Origin of the sequence: Enterococcus sp. DIV1937, from assembly GCF_050535975.1 — a bacterium.
Lineage (GTDB): Bacteria > Bacillota > Bacilli > Lactobacillales > Enterococcaceae > Enterococcus > Enterococcus faecalis.
Map to the genome: position 1 here is coordinate 1,545,396 of NZ_CP172909.1, position 17,782 is coordinate 1,563,177.

11 protein-coding genes are annotated in these 17,782 nt (G+C 37.0%); all 11 read right to left on the reverse strand.

Annotated elements, in window-relative coordinates:
* Positions 1-7: 7 nt before the first annotated feature.
* Positions 8-1,351, reverse strand: a complete 1,344-nt coding sequence (fsrC, locus tag IGL13_RS07500) for a sensor histidine kinase FsrC (RefSeq protein WP_002401388.1) — start codon at positions 1,349-1,351, stop codon at positions 8-10.
* Positions 1,348-2,076 carry an accessory gene regulator AgrB gene (locus IGL13_RS07505; protein ID WP_002401390.1) on the reverse strand — a complete coding sequence of 243 codons (729 nt, stop codon included), beginning with the start codon at positions 2,074-2,076 and terminating at the stop codon, positions 1,348-1,350. The genes fsrC and IGL13_RS07505 overlap by 4 nt, the downstream gene beginning before the upstream one ends.
* 88 nt (positions 2,077-2,164) lie before the next feature.
* Complete coding sequence (gene fsrA, locus IGL13_RS07510; protein ID WP_078126945.1) at positions 2,165-2,896, reverse strand: response regulator FsrA; 732 nt, start codon at positions 2,894-2,896, stop codon at positions 2,165-2,167.
* A gap of 418 nt (positions 2,897-3,314) precedes the next feature.
* Entirely contained in the window at positions 3,315-5,273 is a 1,959-nt protein-coding gene (locus IGL13_RS07515) for an amidase domain-containing protein (protein WP_002401391.1), read from the reverse strand.
* 81 nt (positions 5,274-5,354) lie between these two features.
* Positions 5,355-10,982: a TIM-barrel domain-containing protein gene (locus tag IGL13_RS07520; protein ID WP_025191960.1), complete on the reverse strand. Its 5,628-nt coding sequence runs from the start codon at positions 10,980-10,982 to the stop codon at positions 5,355-5,357.
* A gap of 504 nt (positions 10,983-11,486) precedes the next feature.
* Positions 11,487-11,882 carry a hypothetical protein gene (locus IGL13_RS07525; RefSeq protein ID WP_002361986.1) on the reverse strand — a complete coding sequence of 132 codons (396 nt, stop codon included), beginning with the start codon at positions 11,880-11,882 and terminating at the stop codon, positions 11,487-11,489.
* Between the two features lie 47 nt (positions 11,883-11,929).
* The gene (gene adhP / locus IGL13_RS07530; RefSeq protein WP_010711707.1) at positions 11,930-12,946 is read right to left on the reverse strand and encodes an alcohol dehydrogenase AdhP; all 1,017 of its coding nucleotides are present in this window, start codon (positions 12,944-12,946) and stop codon (positions 11,930-11,932) included.
* A 208-nt stretch (positions 12,947-13,154) separates the two neighbouring features.
* Entirely contained in the window at positions 13,155-14,135 is a 981-nt protein-coding gene (locus tag IGL13_RS07535; protein WP_002415521.1) for a DUF916 and DUF3324 domain-containing protein, read from the reverse strand.
* A 98-nt stretch (positions 14,136-14,233) separates the two neighbouring features.
* Complete coding sequence (locus IGL13_RS07540; protein WP_002357217.1) at positions 14,234-14,785, reverse strand: hypothetical protein; 552 nt, start codon at positions 14,783-14,785, stop codon at positions 14,234-14,236.
* Positions 14,778-15,137 (reverse strand): hypothetical protein, encoded by a 360-nt coding sequence (locus tag IGL13_RS07545; protein WP_002401395.1) that lies wholly within the window; start codon positions 15,135-15,137, stop codon positions 14,778-14,780. Before IGL13_RS07545 ends, IGL13_RS07540 begins: the two co-directional genes overlap by 8 nt.
* Positions 15,113-17,773 carry a bacterial Ig-like domain-containing protein gene (locus IGL13_RS07550; protein ID WP_002401396.1) on the reverse strand — a complete coding sequence of 887 codons (2,661 nt, stop codon included), beginning with the start codon at positions 17,771-17,773 and terminating at the stop codon, positions 15,113-15,115. Before IGL13_RS07550 ends, IGL13_RS07545 begins: the two co-directional genes overlap by 25 nt.
* Positions 17,774-17,782 lie beyond the last annotated feature (9 nt).

Genomic DNA, 17,782 nt, shown 5'->3' on the forward strand with positions numbered 1-17,782 from the left:
AACAAATTCATTCGTTAACAACTTTTTTACTGTTATGATTTTTTTCAATAATTAAATGTTGAGTAACCGATCCTTCATTGAAGGACGTTTGCAAGTCAAATTGATCTGAAAAATCAACAATTTCTTTTACATATAACAATCCCCAACCGTGCTCTTCTGGGTTACTTTTAGAACTAAATTTGGTTTTCTTCATAACCCTAAAATCAAATTCGGCTTGGACACTATTTGTTATCACAAACTCTTGTGTTTCATTTTTATTGAAAATTGAGATAGCGAACATTTTCAATTCTGATTTTGCACTGTTTTCAATCGCGTTATCTAATAGAATAGCCAACAAACGAATCACAACCACTAAGTCGATTGATGTATCGAGAATAAATACTTCTGGCACATCAACAATCACTTTTAGTTTTGCTTGCTTTGCGGTATTAATTTTCATACTTATGAGTGCCTTAAGTTCCATATTTTTCAAACGATTTAACTTCATAAGTTCAAATTCTTCATTATCAATAATTTTTTTGGTTGGTGCAATCGTTTCTTCATAAATTCTTTTGATTTCCAGAATATCTTCGTATGAAATAGCAATTTGTAAACTATACAATAAATTTTTATAATCATGACGAAACATCGCTAGCTCTTCGTTAATGGATTCTATTTTTTCAGTATAAATCGTTAAATTATTCAATAATTGAGTGTTGATACGTTGTTCTTCCAAATAAGCTTCAATGACTAAGCCAATCAGAATTAAAAATAAACCTACACTTATTAATAACTCCAATTTAGAACTATTTACCGTGACAAATCCTCGCATAAAGTCAGGTGAAATCTCTGGCGAAATCAAAAACACAAAAAGTAACAACAGAATCAACAATAAAAGTAAACAACCAAAAAAAATTCGGCTATTTTCTAACACACGATTTAATCTTAAAAAAACACTATTGGGAATTTTTAAAGCAATCCAGATATTTATAAGCAACAGAATAACATTTGAGGCAATCCATAATAATTTATTTTGATAAATCTGTTGAAAAAAAACACTTAAAATCGTTTGCTCCGTGTAATTGATAAACGAAACCATAAGCAATGTAAAAACAGACAAAAATATCGCTTTAAAAATTGAGAACCTCTTTTTGTGAATGAGTAAAAATCCTGTAAAAATAACGACTGTCAGCGCATAAATCAACCAAGAGCAACCCAACATTAATGCCGCAAACGAACAAAGATTAATGACAATAAGCAATGAAAGTAACGGTATTTTACATTCAATCTTGATCAATGTTACTCGTAAAAAGACAAAAACGATAAAGCTAGATACAAGCAAAACGTTAGTAGCTAATAACGACAAAATCATTTTTCAATATTCTTTTTAGGTTTTTCAGTTTGTCCCATCCATTGTCCAAATATATTGGGCGAATTTTGATTTAATCTAGGCTTAGTTCCCACACCATCACTAACTTTTGCAACTCTTTTTTCAATAACATTTTTAATTATTTTTTTACCAAATTTCATAAAAACACTTCCTTCAATTAAATTTTTTGTTACAGGGAGTATCATCAGACCTTGGATGACGAGACCGTAGAGTATTACTGAAGCAATCTTTTCTTTGACAAACAGACTACATAAAATAAGTAAACACACCCTTATAAGGCTTTGCTTTTTGAGCACGTTTAAATCAGATGGCTGAACAGGTTCGATTGCTGTTCCTTGTGGCGCATACCAATAAAATAATACGACTAAGAGGCAAATCAATAAAATTTTATAAATAAACGGTAAGCTCACAGAAGAATTTTTCAATACAAATGGTATGGCGACATAGATAACAATGCTTTCTAGGCGACAGAGCCATTTGGTTTTTGCATGCCAGCCACCTGCGACAGGCCGTAAAAAAATCAGTACGACGTATACAATAAAGGTTTCGCTTAACGTCCCAAATAAAACTGATAAAATCAGAATCATCAGAAAATTAAATAAGCCAGAAAAATAAACGGTTAGATAATACTTTGTCCATTGTGTTTTTCCTGATTGATCTTCCTGATCTATATCCATAATATTTTTTAGAATCCAATCGATTAGCATATCGCCCTCCTCTTCAAGTATTGCACTAAATTATAACGAATATAGCGACTAATAGATAGATAATTCCTTAATTAGTCATTATCCCTCCCTAAGTAAGAAATAGTGCCTTGACCTGAGTATAATATCTTCTTGAGACTGGTACTTCCGTTCCGTCTCTCATAGTTAAAAGATGCGTTTTATAATTTAATTTTGACGCATATTTTTTATTGATGATGATTGATTGATGGACTCTAATCAAATCTGGATGCAGTTGTTCAATTTTTGATAAAGTTCCATAAAATTCTCTTTTAAAATTTTTACCAACCATTGATACACGATGATCGTATTCCGTTTGAAAGAAATAAATATCATTAATATCCATTTTTATAGAAGACGCTTTTAAGTTAATGATAATATATTCACTTTTTGTCTTTATATTTTCTTTTTGTTGAATATATGCATCGACACATGTTTCGACCTCTTTTTGGAAATCTAGAAAATCCACGTTCTTTTGAATAAATTGAAGAGCTGAAACCATATATTTGTAGGAAGTTAAAACTAATTCTGTGTGAGTAGAAATAAATACAATCAGACTTTCACTGTCTGTTTTTCTGATTTCTTTAGCAACCTCAAATCCTGCCTGGATATGATTGTTCATTTGAATATCTAGGAAAAAGATATTTAGTTGGGCGTCCTGGTGTGCCACTTGTAATAATTCATCTGAACGTGAAAATAAATGGATTGTTTCATTATAAATATTTCTTGAATGTAGGATATTTGTTAACAATGCTTCTAACGCTTTTGCTTGAATAATTTGGTCTTCTAATATATAAATAGCCATTTGTTCACTCATCCCTTTCTCAAGAAGATATAAAATTACACAACAAAAGACAAATGATTATAATGTTCAATCAATTTATACACCAATAAAAAAGATAAAAAATTGATTGTCTGTTAGTATATTCACATAAATTTAGTATAGCGATTTCAGTAGTTTCCTGCAAACAAAAACATAAAATAACAAAGCATCAAGAAAGAGTACTTTGGACTATTCATCTTTTACTAACGAATCATGAGGACTATTGTCTCTTCGTTGATGAAAAACAAAGAATCAACCGCCAAACTGTTCTTGTCATTTTATACATGACAAAATCAATTCATTGGTCGATTCTGGTTATTTTAATTTGTTAGTTCACACATGAATCATTGTGCTAATTTTTTACTTAAACATCCACAGTTCTTCCTGTTGAATGAGTCGATTAAGCGCCAATGTAGGTCACGCCACTACTATAAGCAATTACATTAGGTAAGACACGATACGAAATCGTTTGATCATTGATGACATTGCTTTCAGAAATAATGATTCCATCAGAAGTGACCGCTTCAACAAAAGCAACATGTCCATATTGATTATCTGCGCCAGCAACTCCTGGTTGGAAACTAATCGCACGACCAGCTTTAGGCAATGAACTAACTTGATAGCCTAATGCACGTCCTTTTCTTCCCCAGTCACTGCCATTTCCCATAAATTCATCCACAGAAGTGCCCAACTGTTTGAAACGATTATAGACATACCACGTACATTGGCCCACGGGATAGCTACCACTTCGATTATAATTGATCCCATCATAGACTGGAAAATGCATTTGTTGCTGTTCCGCTTCTGACAGCTCATTTTTAGATTGGATAATCAAACCGTCCACTGTTTTTGGTAAATCAAATTGCGTTAAGTTATAAACCGCAATTAACGAATTTAATTTATTATCGTATTGCTTGTCTGTTGCATATTTACCTGTTAAAAAACGCGTTGCTTGAAGGTAGTTTTTGGCTTCCGAACGCCACGCTGGTTTATAAAAATCTTGATTTCCGTCAATCCCTTGTCGGAGTAATTGAACATAATCTTGCAGTGAGTCATTATAGCCACCGTAATCGCGAAACCCAGCGGAAATTGTATAAAGTTGGCCCCTCTGATCAGCCTCTTTTGTTGAAAAGCTAACACTATTTCCTTGGAACGAACCTTTCACGCCAAAGAGATTATAATAAGGTTCTTTGGCTAGTTGACTTTCGCCAGAGCCACTTTCTAAAATAGCCTGAGCTATCATCACTGATGCAAAAACATCGTATTTTTCGCCAAGTTCTCTGGCTGTCTCACCAATTTTTTTAATAAACGCTGTGGTTTGTTCTGACTTCTGCATTTCAAATGACGCACCATATGTTGCTAAAACTTCTTTGCCATACTCCGTTAATATGAACTCCTTAAAAGGATTAGTCACTACCAAGCGTTTTTCCTCTTTTGAGTCTGGTTGTTGTTTGGCAGTATAGATATTCTCTAACTGAGCGATTACTTCTGGTTTCTCTTTAGAATCCGCTTCCGCTGCGGCAATTAAATATTTTCCTTGGCCAAGATAAACACCATTTTGAAGCGTTTTTCCTTCAGCTGTTTGCCAAAAAATCAGATCACCAGGTTCTGCCTCCTCTATAGAACGAACTTTACCAAATGTCATTTGTTCTTGCGGTGTACTGCCAATGTCTATTTTAAATAATTGTTGGTAAATTTTTTGGGCAAGGAAACTACTGGTTAATGCTTGCTCCGTCAAATTAAATTCTTTTTTTGTTTTCCCAACGTGTCTTAATGCTTCAGCCACCACGACTGCCCGTTTCTTTTCGCCAAAAGACGACAACAGTGGCAGTTCGTAGCCTTTTAAATTTGAAGAAGCTATTTCATCTACTTTGAGGGACGGATTTAACGATACAGCCTGATTTTCTTCAACAACGTTATTGGTGGCTTCAGGAACTTGAATAGGTTCTTCAGGTTCTTGCTTGGTCACAGGAACTTGTGGTGGTTGCGATTGTTCAATAGGCTGCGTGATTTCTGATGATACCGTTGGCTCTGTAGGTTCTTTTTTTGTTTCAGAACTAGTATTTGTGGTTGTCGTTTCTGTCGTTGAATGACTCGTTGATTCGGTAATCGTATCGGTAGAACTACTTGATTCAGATGACGAACTACTAGTGGACGTTGTCGATGTAGCAACAGTTGTTTCGGTTGTTTCAATTACTTTTTCTTCCGAAGTAATTGTCGTTTCCGAGGACAGAGCTGTTTGTAGCGAGCTACTTGGTAATTCTGCAGCCAACGTAACAACTGGAGCGACTTCCAAACTCAGAAGAACGAGAATACTTGTTAAAACAAGTAGTTGATTCTTGATTTTCTTTCTTTTCATTCGTAAAAATCCTCTCCTATTACATACTCGCGCATTTGCACACTGTTTTTGTACAAATGCGCCTTGTAAGTTAATGATACGCTAATTTTGGTCTTTTTTATTTTTGAAGAATAATTTTCCTAAACCAATACTTACTATCAATAGAAAACCACTGATTGACCAGATTGGCGAAACAACTTCATTTGCTTTTGGCAAAGTACCAGAAGTGGTGGTTTTCGTTGTCGTTCCACCTGCTGCTGTGCCCTTTCCTGGACTGGTTACGCTACCAGTCCCGCTAACCGTGCCATGATTTCTATTGTTGCCTGTAGAGTTGCTACTGATTGGCTCTTCTGCCATTGCTTCAATGGCTTGTGCTAAAATACTTAAACATTTGTCCACAGCTTCTTGCGTCGCACTTGGGTCCTCAACAAGTGCTTTTGCTTGTTTAATTGCTTCAGCTAAAGCTTCTTGCGATGCTTTTGTAAATTGTTTTCCTGCTTTAGGTTTCAAGGTTTCTGCTTTTTGAAGCAGTTCTTTCAACTTTGTTTTATCCGTTTGAAGGACTTGTTCCTCTAAACTATCCAAAGCAGTTTTTACATTTTTTTCAGCAGTATCAATTTGTTCTTGCCGAGCATTTTTATCAGCTAAAATCCCTTCCGCTTGGTCAATTGCTTCAGTTAAGCGCGCTTTAGACTCGCTGGTAAATTCTTTTCCGGCAGATGGTTTGATTGCTTTTGCTTTGGCTATCATTGCCTCTAAGGCTTTTTTATCTGTAACTAACACTTCTTCTTGTAACCCATCGATGGCACTAGTTAATTCAGCAACCGCTTCCTCAATCATTTTTTGATTAGCTGCTGGGTTTTCCAATGTGTTTTTAGCTGCTAAAAGCGCTTTTTGTAAATCTTGTAACGAGGAGGCAGTAAATTGGTGCCCTTCACTTGGAGTGACTTGCTGCGCTCGTTTGACAACTTCTTGTAATTGGTCTTTATTTACAAGGGGTACTTCTTTTAATTGAGCCATTGCAGTTTCCAATGCGTTTAGAGCCTCTGAGACTTCTTCTTTTGTCGCCGTTTCTTTCGCTACGATTGCTTCAGCCGCTTGAATTGCTTCTTGCAATTGTTTTTCTGTTTCTTTTGTAAATTGGTATCCTTCTTCCGGCTTTCTTCCTCGGGCTTGAGCGATTTTCTCTTTTAAGGTTTCCTTATCAACGGCGACGGGTTGTTCTTTTAATTGTGCAATTGCTTCACGCAATGTTTTAGTCGCTTGGTCTATTTCTTCTTGGGTAACTTTTTCTTGAGCAAATACTTTTTGAGCTGCTGCTAATGAGTCTTCGAGAACTTTTTTAGTTTCTTCGGTGAATTCTTGCCCATCACTTGGTTTCTTCGCCAGCCCCTCTTGAATTGCTTTTTCTAAATCAGCTTTATTCGCTACATCAGGCATTTTTTCCAACTGACTTGCAGCCTTTTCTAGGTTTTCCACAGCAGCAGAAACGTCTGTCTGTGTGGCTTGTTCATTGGCTAGAACAGCTACTGCCTCATCTAAGACTGGTTTAAAAATTGCCCAAGTTTCAGGCGTATATTCTTTTTCGACACGTGCTTGATTTAGCGTAATTAGCGCTTGTAATAACTCTTTATCTACTAGCTCTGTGGGCTTCACTGTTACAGAAAAATCTGAAAGTGTGGCTTGTTGGAATCCTTGGCCTACTAATAAGCCTTGACTCATATCAAATTGTAATGGCTGCTCAACAGTTGTCGCACGTTTTACACGAGTTGTTTCTTTTACTTTAACTTTAAAGGTAACTAAGTCCATTGAACCATTTAACAATTGTTTATTTCCTTGATTACTAAGAACTAAATACAGATTCTCCACATCATTTGAATGTTTCCGATATTTAGAATAATTTTCCATTTGTTTTGTATTATTCGTGGTTGCAGGCTGACCGACAAGTTCAAATTTGCTAGAATCAAAGGACATTTTGGTGCTTAACGCATTAATGTTTTTTAAGTCTTGACCTTTAAGTGTAAAGGTTAATGTATCGCCAGAAAGATAGGTATCCTTGCCATTTTCATTAACCACAGCAAGGGATAAACCGCCCGCAATTTCTTCGACATCAGGTATCTCAATCCCGCCATCTAATTGTCGTAAAACATAACTGATATCATAAGCATCAATTACCCCATTTTTATTTAAATCACCTTTTTCAACATAGCCATTAAAGTCACTGTCCACAGATTCTAAGCCTGTATAGTTTCGATAACTCATTGCATCATTTTCATCAATCGTTCCATCGTTAGTAATGTCTCCATGTAAGATTCCTTCTGTTCCTGGTTGTTTGTAAAAGAGCATCTCACGACCAGAGCCAAAATTACCCACCGATTTTAATACCTTCATTTCAACAAAACGATACGCTTGGTCCTTCGTTTCAATGGTTTTTGTCAAAGCATCTTGCTTCCAGTTAATAGGTTCTGAAAACTCTGTCCAATTAGCTCCATCTTTCGACGTCCGATACTGGAGCTGCAAAATATTTCCGTTGCCGGCATTGTCTCTTGGCAAGTATTCAATTTTATCCATTTGATACTCCGCACCAAGATCAAATTTTAAAGACAAGAAATTTCCATCACTTGGATTAGCGATGCCGGTTGACCAGTTCGTATGCCAACCTGTACTCAAATCTTTATCTGTTAATTTCTTCAATTCTGCGCCTGGTTGTTCTGGTAAATTACTTGTTGCTTTGACTTGATTAATTGTTTCTTTATAGGGATCATCTTGTGTTTTTCCTTTAATCGGTTCACTCCATTCAGAGACCCCGTTTTTTCCAACAGCTCGAACTCGAAAAGTATGTTCGCTTAGGAAGGAAAATCCATCAAATGTTGCTGTATTCGTTTGAATATTTCCGAAAACAGTCCCGTCACGCTCTACTTCATAGCTTGTTGCCTCAGTTACTTGATCCCATTGAAGAGTCAAAGAAGATGGTGTTGTTTTTTCTTCATTGATTGCGACATTTGCCGGAATAGTTAACTGGTCATCGACCGTTGTATTTCCTCCGTCAACCGTTCCTTTATTAATGAAACCTTTGACAGTTATTTGAACATCTTTGGCGGTCACAGATTGTTTCGCTAGTTTTACTGATAACGCTGATTGGTTCAGTTTTTCTCCTGAAGCTTCAGAAAGATACTGATTCACTTGGAATTCTTTATCAAAATAATATAGATTTGTGCCAGCTAAAAATTCTTCTTTATTAGCTGCTTGTTTCAAGGTTACTTCTGTTCCCCCCACCATTGCTGTTACGCTTTCGGGCGCTTCTGAAGCTAACAAATCAAGCGTGGTGCTTCGTTCATCAACAAAGTCTTTATAACTTCCTTTTGTCGGTTCGATAGTAACGGTCAGATCCCCTTTTTCGTTTGATTTAGGGCCTTGACTATTTATTTTAGTCGTAGCTGATTGCCCAGCTTCATAACTAGTTGAAATTCCGTCATCTTCATACATATTAAAAGAAGTGGCGCCATTTGGATAAATCAAGAAAGATCGTTGATCCCGTTGGATTTCCTTTGGATTGTTGTTTGGATTCGTCATTGGGATAATACTGCCATCTTTGACGAAAACGGGCACCTTCCACAGCGGTGTTTTTACTCCATTTAAGACACGGCCACCTTGATATTTTTCGCCTGTAAATAAGTCAACCCAGACTTGTTTTTCATCTGGTAAGTAGATTCCATCACGGATTGAATTTCCTGCCTCATCTTGATTGCCATTATAAATTGGGGCAACGAGTAAATTGGGTCCCCACATATATTGGTATTGAGAATCTTTTGTATATGCTGTTCCTTCATTAGGAAATTCTAAAGCCATGGCCCGTACCATTGGTAGTCCATCAACTGATTCCTTGGCAATACTGTAGTTATAAGGCATCATCATTGATTTTAATTTTAGATACGCTCGGTTCAAATCTGTGGCTTCTTGATCAAAAGCAAATGGCGTTTTTGGATTGGAGCCCCAGCCGTCCATATTTAGCTGCACTGGTGTAAAAGTTTTCCATTGGAAATCACGTATGTTGACCTCTTTATTTTTTCCACCAAAAATTCCATCCATATCTGAACCGACATTTGGTTGTCCAGACAACGAAGTCCCGATATATGTTGGGATATGGAAGCGAATATATTCCCATTGACCACCCGTTTGATCGCCTGTCCAAATACCAGCGTGCCGTTGGGTTCCGGCCCAACCATCTAATGAAACAATCATCGGACGAACTGCGCCGTCTGTTTCTTTTACAAAAACATTCGCGGCATCTTCTACACCATTTAAGCCAAAGGAATACCCATACCCGACCCACGCCACGTCAGTTTTGAGAGCTTTAACACCAGCGACACTAACTTCTTTCGCAATATCCCGTTCTCCTTTTTTAGGATTTTTAGGATCCGCTGGATGAAGATTAGATTGAGTCCACAGCCCCACTTCAACACCATTGGCTTGAGCATACTCTGTAAATTCTTTTAAGTTTTGTACATCGCCGTCCAATGAATCTGTTTGGCCATAGCCAGCACCGTAGCCGTCATTTGGCAAGAACCACCCTAACGGCATATCGTTTTTCTTATATCGATCAATAACTGCGCGTGCAGAAAATTGATAATTCTCTTTTTCTCCATTTAAAGATTCTAGCGTGCCATTTAAGTTTCCTAGATCGCCTGGTTGGTATTCTTTGTAAAAATTACCATCTTCAAACTTAACTGCTCCCGCGGTTCCTTCTGCTACTTTCACCCAATAGTCCCGATTATACGCGTTTAAATGCGCTTCATAGAACCCGTATTCTGGCATCAAAGCTGGTTTCCCGGTTAATTCATAGTAATCTTTTAAAATACCTGCTGAGGAATCATTAAAGAAATAAAAAGCATCAAAATCTGTTCCTTCGTGCGTTGTTGTGGTTGTTTGTGGATCATGACTTCCAAAATCATAGTTGCCAGGTTTCCATGTATTTCGAACAACGCCATACCCTGCAGTTGACCAATAAAATGGGTTAGGCGATGCTACTCCGCCATCTACCCAATTGTTCGTATTGACAATCTGGATAGCTGTTCCTTTATGCGTAAATCGACCATTTTGAGTTCCTCCGCCAAAATAATTTTCTTGACTACTTTGTTTTAACGTTTGTGTAGCTTTATCATTTTTAAAGGATAGCGGAGCGGTTTCTTCTAAAATAACTTGATTCTTTTTCTTGTCTAGAACCTCCATTAAAGCGTTTTCTTTTTCGAACATAATTTTTAAACCATTATTTTCTAGAATAAATTGGTTTCCTGAATCTGTGACGTTCGTTTGCTCAAAGGCTTGTGTACCATAGTCGGCCATTGTTTTAGCCGTAATTTTCGCAACATGCTTTGGATCATTTGGCGTTGGATATTCTTCAAATTTACCAGTTGGATCTAGATGATAGCGAAAAAGATGGTCGTTTAAAATACTAATTTGTGCTTTTTTTCCAGAAGCATACGTAATGACAAAGTTTTTCTCCGCTTTTTCAATCGACACAATTGCTCCGACTGACGTTGCTGAATCAGCTACGTCTTCTTTTGCTGTTTGCTCTTGCGCATCAACCACTTGAGAATCCATCGTAACAAACGAATGTAACGCCAATACAGACGAACTCACTAATAAAAATGTCAACCAGTGCTTTTTACCGTAAATTTTTTTACCCTGATACTCTTTGTTCATTTTTTCCTCCTTAAAATTGCTCCCCATAGAATATTTCCGACACAATTACTCACAAAATCCAAAACCCAACAAAGTTTTATCCAGATGAAAAGTCATAACGATTTTCTTAGTTTACTGAGACTGTAAGCAAGTCAGTTTCAGTAACCCCTCCATAAACACATCCTTTCAATAAATTATTAAATGAAAACAATCTATTTTCATCTTATATAAAAATTTTAGTACAGAATCACAATTTCCCGATGAATGCGTTTTCATTTGTTGACTACCAATTTTTCACTTTTTTAATAACATAATTATCGTATGATGGTTTTTTTGTGTTTGTCAACGGTTAATTATAGCAGCCACCATTAACAAGTATTAACCCTTGATAAACCTGTTAATTCACTTATAATGATGATTTTATTGCAAAAATATCTACATCAGAAAAAGAAAGACTTTTTTCAAAAATCTAATACCTGTTGCTCAAATCTAGTCTATTTAAAAATAATCAACACCCTCCTGCTCAGCAAGAGGGTGTTGATTACTCGTTTTTTAGTGATTGATTTGACTTGCTGGTGTGAAAAGCAAACTAATGATGATGCCAACTATCAGTACCGCTAGCAATATAAAAATTAACTTTCCAAACCGGTGATAGGGATTGATCGAAAGCCCAATCCCATAAACTTTCGGAACCCACAAAGGAGGCGTTGGATTATCTTTTTGATCTTTATAGGCTATCTTTAAAATCTGCCACGCAAAATACAACAATGGTAAAACCATAATTACCCCAACTATACCTAGCCATTTTGCTAATAAGTCACTAGTATGCAAAAGACTGATTGTCAGAATTGGTACAAACAAAAGAATAAAGCTAATTGTGGCTCCCACTTGTGCTTGTTTAAGCAGTCGTCTCTCACGGAGAGTAAGATTCGCAAACATTCCATCCATCCTTTCATGGTTTTCAGATTAAATCAACGAATCACTAAAAAACTAAATTAACTGCGAAAATCAATGACCATTCGCCCGCAAATTTTTCCTTGTTCCATTTCTTCAAAAATAGCATTAATTTCTTCTGGTTGGCGTGTTTGACAAACAGGAACAACTTTTCCTTCTGCACCGAATTGGAAAGCTTCTCTTAAATCTTGACGGGTTCCAACTAACGATCCGACTACGTGAATGCCATCAAGAACAAGACGTGGAATAGATAAATCCATTGTCTCAACAGGCAATCCAACGGCGACAACCGTTCCTCCCGCACGGACTGCATCGACTGCGCCATTAAATGCTGATTTAGCTACCGCAGTGACTACTGCTGCATGGACACCGCCAATTTCTTTTTGAAGTTGTGCAGCAAAATCAGGATCTTTAACTGGATTAATTAAAAGATCAGCACCCATTTCTTTCGCAAAAGTTAACTGATTATCATTCACATCAACAGCTACTACTTTTGCATTAAAGACATGCTTGGCATATTGTAAAGCTAGATTACCTAGCCCACCTAATCCTGAAATCATTAGCCATTGACCTGGACGAATCCCAGATTCTTTTATCGCTTTGTAGGTTGTTACCCCTGCACAAGTAATAGAGGAAGCTGGCTCTGATGCTAAATTTTCTGGCACTTTCACTGCATAACCGTCTGTGACGATGCATTCTTCGGCCATGGCACCATCAACTGTATATCCAGCATTTTTTACTGAACGACAAAGCGTTTCTCGACCAGAAGTACAATATTCGCAATGCCCGCAGCCTTCATAAAACCATGCAACAGATGCACGATCACCAATTTTTAAACTAGTAACGTCTTTTCCAACCTCCGTCACAATCCCAATTCCTTCGTGACCTAAGGTACAACCGCTAACATCGCCAAAATCTGCATTCTTAACGTGTAAATCCGTATGACAGACACCACAGACTTCCATTTTCAACCGCGCTTCATTATCTTTCAATGGACGCGATTCTTTTTCAACAATTTTTGTTGTTTTTCCTTTTGCTGCGACAATTGCTTTATACATGGTTCTTTCCTCCTTGTTTCTATTGTGAATCATTGAACAATAATAGTATAATACTACTTTCCAAAATAAGGAACACCAATGACTTGCGTAAATTAACGCTAATTTGACAGTTTATCCTTGCTAGACAGCCCTTCTTCCCTTATATCATAGATAATTCATACTAGCATGATTTTTTCTGCATAATTGTCAACTATTTTAAAGGCAGGTTTTACAACCTCATTTTCCCCTTCTTTTTTCCTAAGATATAGCAGACGGTACCTAAAATAACTAGAATTAAAAAGGCCATGAGGTACTTAAGCCAGTGAAGGTTTTTGGCTTTATGATCAACAGAACGCTTATTATACTGATCAGCTTGCTTCTTGTTTATCGTGAAATCTTTTGAGAACGTCCAGTTCCCCTCATGGTTTTTCAACTTAATGGTATAGGTATAGTGTCCAGGTTTAAACGAATCTTTCAGTAAAATAGGCAGGTCAAACCTTGTGTTTGGTGCAAAACTAAGATTATTTTTCTTTTCGTGAATGATCGTTTTGTTTGTTCCTTTTTCTTTAACAAAAAAATCTCCTTCGACTTTTGACAATAACTTCCGCTGTGGATTTTTAATTTCCATCGAAACAGTATTGTGGCGGTTAATTTGCCCAATTTTAACAGAACCACTTTCCAATTTTGCAGGTATGGTCTCTGCTGTTTCATTCACCCGAATAGCAATCGTATGCATATAAACATTTTGAATCCCACCCTTGCTTTGGTCCCCAGCTATCTCTACAGGTCGAATCGTCACTCCACCTAATAAAATTCCTGAGAATAACTTTTCTGGCATCGTTATTTGAAAATCAATCGTTTGTGATTGTTTACCAGGAACACTAATGTCCTTCCTATTGGGACTAATCAAATCACTAAGTACCAAACTCATCGATGGATCTTTTTCAAAGCTACTTTTTGTATAGTCAACTATCCCATTACTATTTGTTGTTGCTGTATTTACCTGAACTTTAAATTTTTGAGGGTTCGGCGTAGTATTGGTTATCGTTAATTTGAATGTATCTTTTTGTTTCGGAGTTAATGTCATATCAAAAAAATTACTGGTTTTGTTATTTTGAGTTGCTCCGAAAACGGGTGTGACTGTATACGCATTCGCATTGTCAATTGTTGCTGAACTATTGGTATTAGACGGCTCTGCCCAGGCACGCATCGCTCCACCTAAACAGAGAATAGTCAATATAAAAAGTATCTTTAAAATTCTTTTCAATTTATCTGCCTCGTTTTCTTACATCGTTTTATGTTAAATTCTTAGGCGGGTGCTCCATCGATGGCATTCCAGACGATGGTCCCAGAGTAGGTATTTGCAGCAATACTTTTAGGTATATTTAACGTTGCATTTAAATCGGCTGTCGTGACAGTGTCTGATAAACGGATATCACTTTTATCTAGCGAAATAATGGTTGAAGCATCTGTGGTTAAATCAACCCCCGTAAAGGTACCTTTTTCAGAAGATCCGTCAGGTTTTTTAGTGTCTAAATGAAGTGTCATTCCGTCTAAGCCAGTGACACCTTTTCCTTTATCTTCTAAATTCGCTGTCAGATACCAACCTGTATTCGTTGTCCCACGATTATCATTAATGATAAGTTGCGACTTGCTTTGATCTGGTTGCGTATGATCTTGGCCGTCTTTTGTCACCGTCCCAAAGTTAATTTGTGCTAATGGTGTAATGGTTAATCCGCCACCCAAAACCGACACATTCGCTGTGGTATTTGTATTATCAGCCGCATTCACAGTTTGTTGTCCAATTAAAAAAATCCCCGTTCCTAAAGTGACAGTTAAACCAATTATTTTTTTATTCATTATTTTTCCTCTTTTCTTTATAAAGTCCGACGATTAATGTACTTCCGAGTACCACGATTCCTAAAAGCGTCTCTTGAGACGTAATCTCGTTTGTTTTTGGTAAAAAATTAGGTTGTCCTCGTGAAGTTGGCATATCGTTAGTCTGAGGTATAAGCTCATTGGGATGTGGAACAATATCCTCACTCTCTTTCACTATTACCATGACTTTTGTGCCAGCTTGTGCGTCAGTTGTCTTGTCTTCAGCTTGTGCTTGAATTGGCAAACCGAGAATAAAGGCAACAAACAATAAATCATAGATAAACCATTTCACAGCTATTCCCTCTTCCCTTACGGTGTTGCTTCTAAGTTCCAAATTAACTGAGCTTCATATTTATCAGCAGGTGTGACTTTTGAAATAGTTAATGTGGGCAATAATTGTAATTTCGTCAAAACTTTTTTATTTTTGATAGATTGGTTACTTACATCAGCTACTAATTGTTGCTCATCGTTAACCATGATATTTTGCTCAGTTGTTACATAATCGACTGACTTTGGATTTAGCGTGAGATCAAGCCCTGCGTCTTTCCACGCTTGTGTTTTCTGATCATTTAAATTATAGGCTACTTCAAGCTGCCAGCCAGTTGTCCGATTAGGATCCCCCGTATCTTCAATGTTCATCTCACAACTTTTTAATGTCTGTGTTTGATCTTGGCCATTAAATTTTACGTTCTCAAAAGGCATTAGTTGTTCAGATAAGTGATAAAAGTCTAGACGATTAGAGTAATAGTAGGTCCAATCAACAGTAACACTTTTACTAAAACCTACTATTTTAGAGATATCATAAGTAATTCTATAGATGCCCGCTACTTCATCGTTTACCTGCTTAGGCGTATAGCGAATCGTTATCTTACTATAAGGAATGGACTGTCCATCATTATCTGTTGCACTATCAAAAAGACGTTTTGGATCGAAGGGCGTCCCCACAGAAAAGCTGCCGTTATGTGCACCAATATGAGCTGAAGAGGGAATGACTTCTAGTGCAGTCTGCGCCTCTAATCCTAGGTAGTTATAATCAATTTCATATTTACCAACCACTTTTGTATCCACCGCATCTACTGGGACCTTTTGCTCTCCGTCCAGTTTATATATGGTGACACTTACGTCTCGAAAATCACCTTTTTTACCATCTGGTGTTTGTAAGCTAGTCACTTCACTTTCTGGTTGCCATTGAGTATATTGATAAATCGTATCTTGAGATTTAACTTTAATTTGCGCTTGATCAATGTGCACAGCTAAACTTTTCTCATTTGAGTAGCTTTTAGATGTATCATCAACATCAAGAATTCTAAATGTTAATGTGTAATCTCCTGAAGTTGGTAAAGCATCTGCTAAACAGTTAAAACTAACGCAATCATCTGTGACTGGTAAATTTTTTAAATCTTGCTCCCCAATTTTATGAAAATCAGTTTGGGCAGCACCTGAAATTTTTTCTTCAATTTGAACTTTTCTAGTTGTCGGAGCCTTAACGGTTAGTTCTACTGGTATCTTTTGTTGCGGGTGAAATGTTGTTTGACCTTTAACAAAAGCTGCCTTTTCTAAACTTGGCACTTGGTAGGGATCTGTTGTGACGCGCATATATGTTTTATCTGTGGGCTCTGAAGAATCCGTTCCTGGCGGATTGACTAACGGCAGCCCACAACCATCTTTGCCACTAAATAAATAGGTTGTTAACCCGTTTTGTTGTTGTGAAGAGACATTCACATTGGCCTTAGGATCAACTGTGTGAGTATGAAAATTAACTACGCGCGCAAACCGTTGAGCAACATACCCATCTGTCCAATTAAGCGGATTGTCTTGTCTTTGGTTCATCGTAAACTTTGGTGATAAAAAATCCCCTGGTAACATCGTTGTGCTTTCAGGTATTTCAGGATATTTAGAGGCATCTTGGGTATTGTAATTGGATAATGGATTGTCTTTATCACCGCTGTCCCATGGCGAGATATAAGAAGACCAAGTAGCCACTTTTCCAGTGATTCCAGTGATAATTTGATGATTCAAATTATTTGGATCTTGCTTTGCTGCTGCCGCTAAACTTGTCGCACGTAACCACATGTCCGGACTAAGCAATATCCAATTATGATTAACCGTATTCGTTGTATCTGATTCGTAAGTTCGACCAAAAAAATCTGCCGACAACGAAAATTGATCACTTTCAGTGCCATCCGACAAAACATTTGATACTGGTAAGCGATGTTTCGTTAAATTTTTATTGAGGGAATAATCCTTTGAATCGCCATCCTTCATTAAAGTAGCTACATCTAAATCAAAATGAAGTTCAAATTTTATGGCCGATTTGTCAGGTTCATGTCGCCAAATTTCATAAAGTTTAGTAAAAGAAAAATTAATAGTGTCCCCCCGTTCACAAAACATCACCTGATGCTCAGTATCAATTCCGCTATAATCTTGATCAGGATCACCCCATCCCGGTGAACCATCTTCTGAAGAACCGTTAAACGTCCGCATTCCTTTTGTGTTAACAATTGGTATTTGTGTGTTTTTTTGTCCACTAATTGAATAAAAATTTTCTGGATTATCCGCAAAAGCCTTGTCATAAGCCGCTTTAAAATTATCTGCACTTATATTTTCTGGCAAATGAAACATCAGTCCATATTGCATTCCTACAGTACCAAAAGAAAGAAACTTCAATGCTTCTGTATGAGAAGTGTCCACTGTTCCGTATAATTTTACGTGTAATTTTCCTCCAAATGATCCATCAGGACCACCACCACCGTCATGGCTTATCTCCATTCCATAAGGTAAATCAGTTCTCAAATCAATGGCTATCCCTCCCGCTTGATAGAGCGAAGCTGCCTCGCATTCTTGAAAATGCACGCTCAAAAAACAAGAAATCGATACCAATAGTAGACAAGAGTAAAAGAAATAAGCAATGCTTTTTTTTCTTTTGTAGGTTGGCATTTTCATTTTTAATTGTTCGTTGATTTTTTTCATTGCTTACTC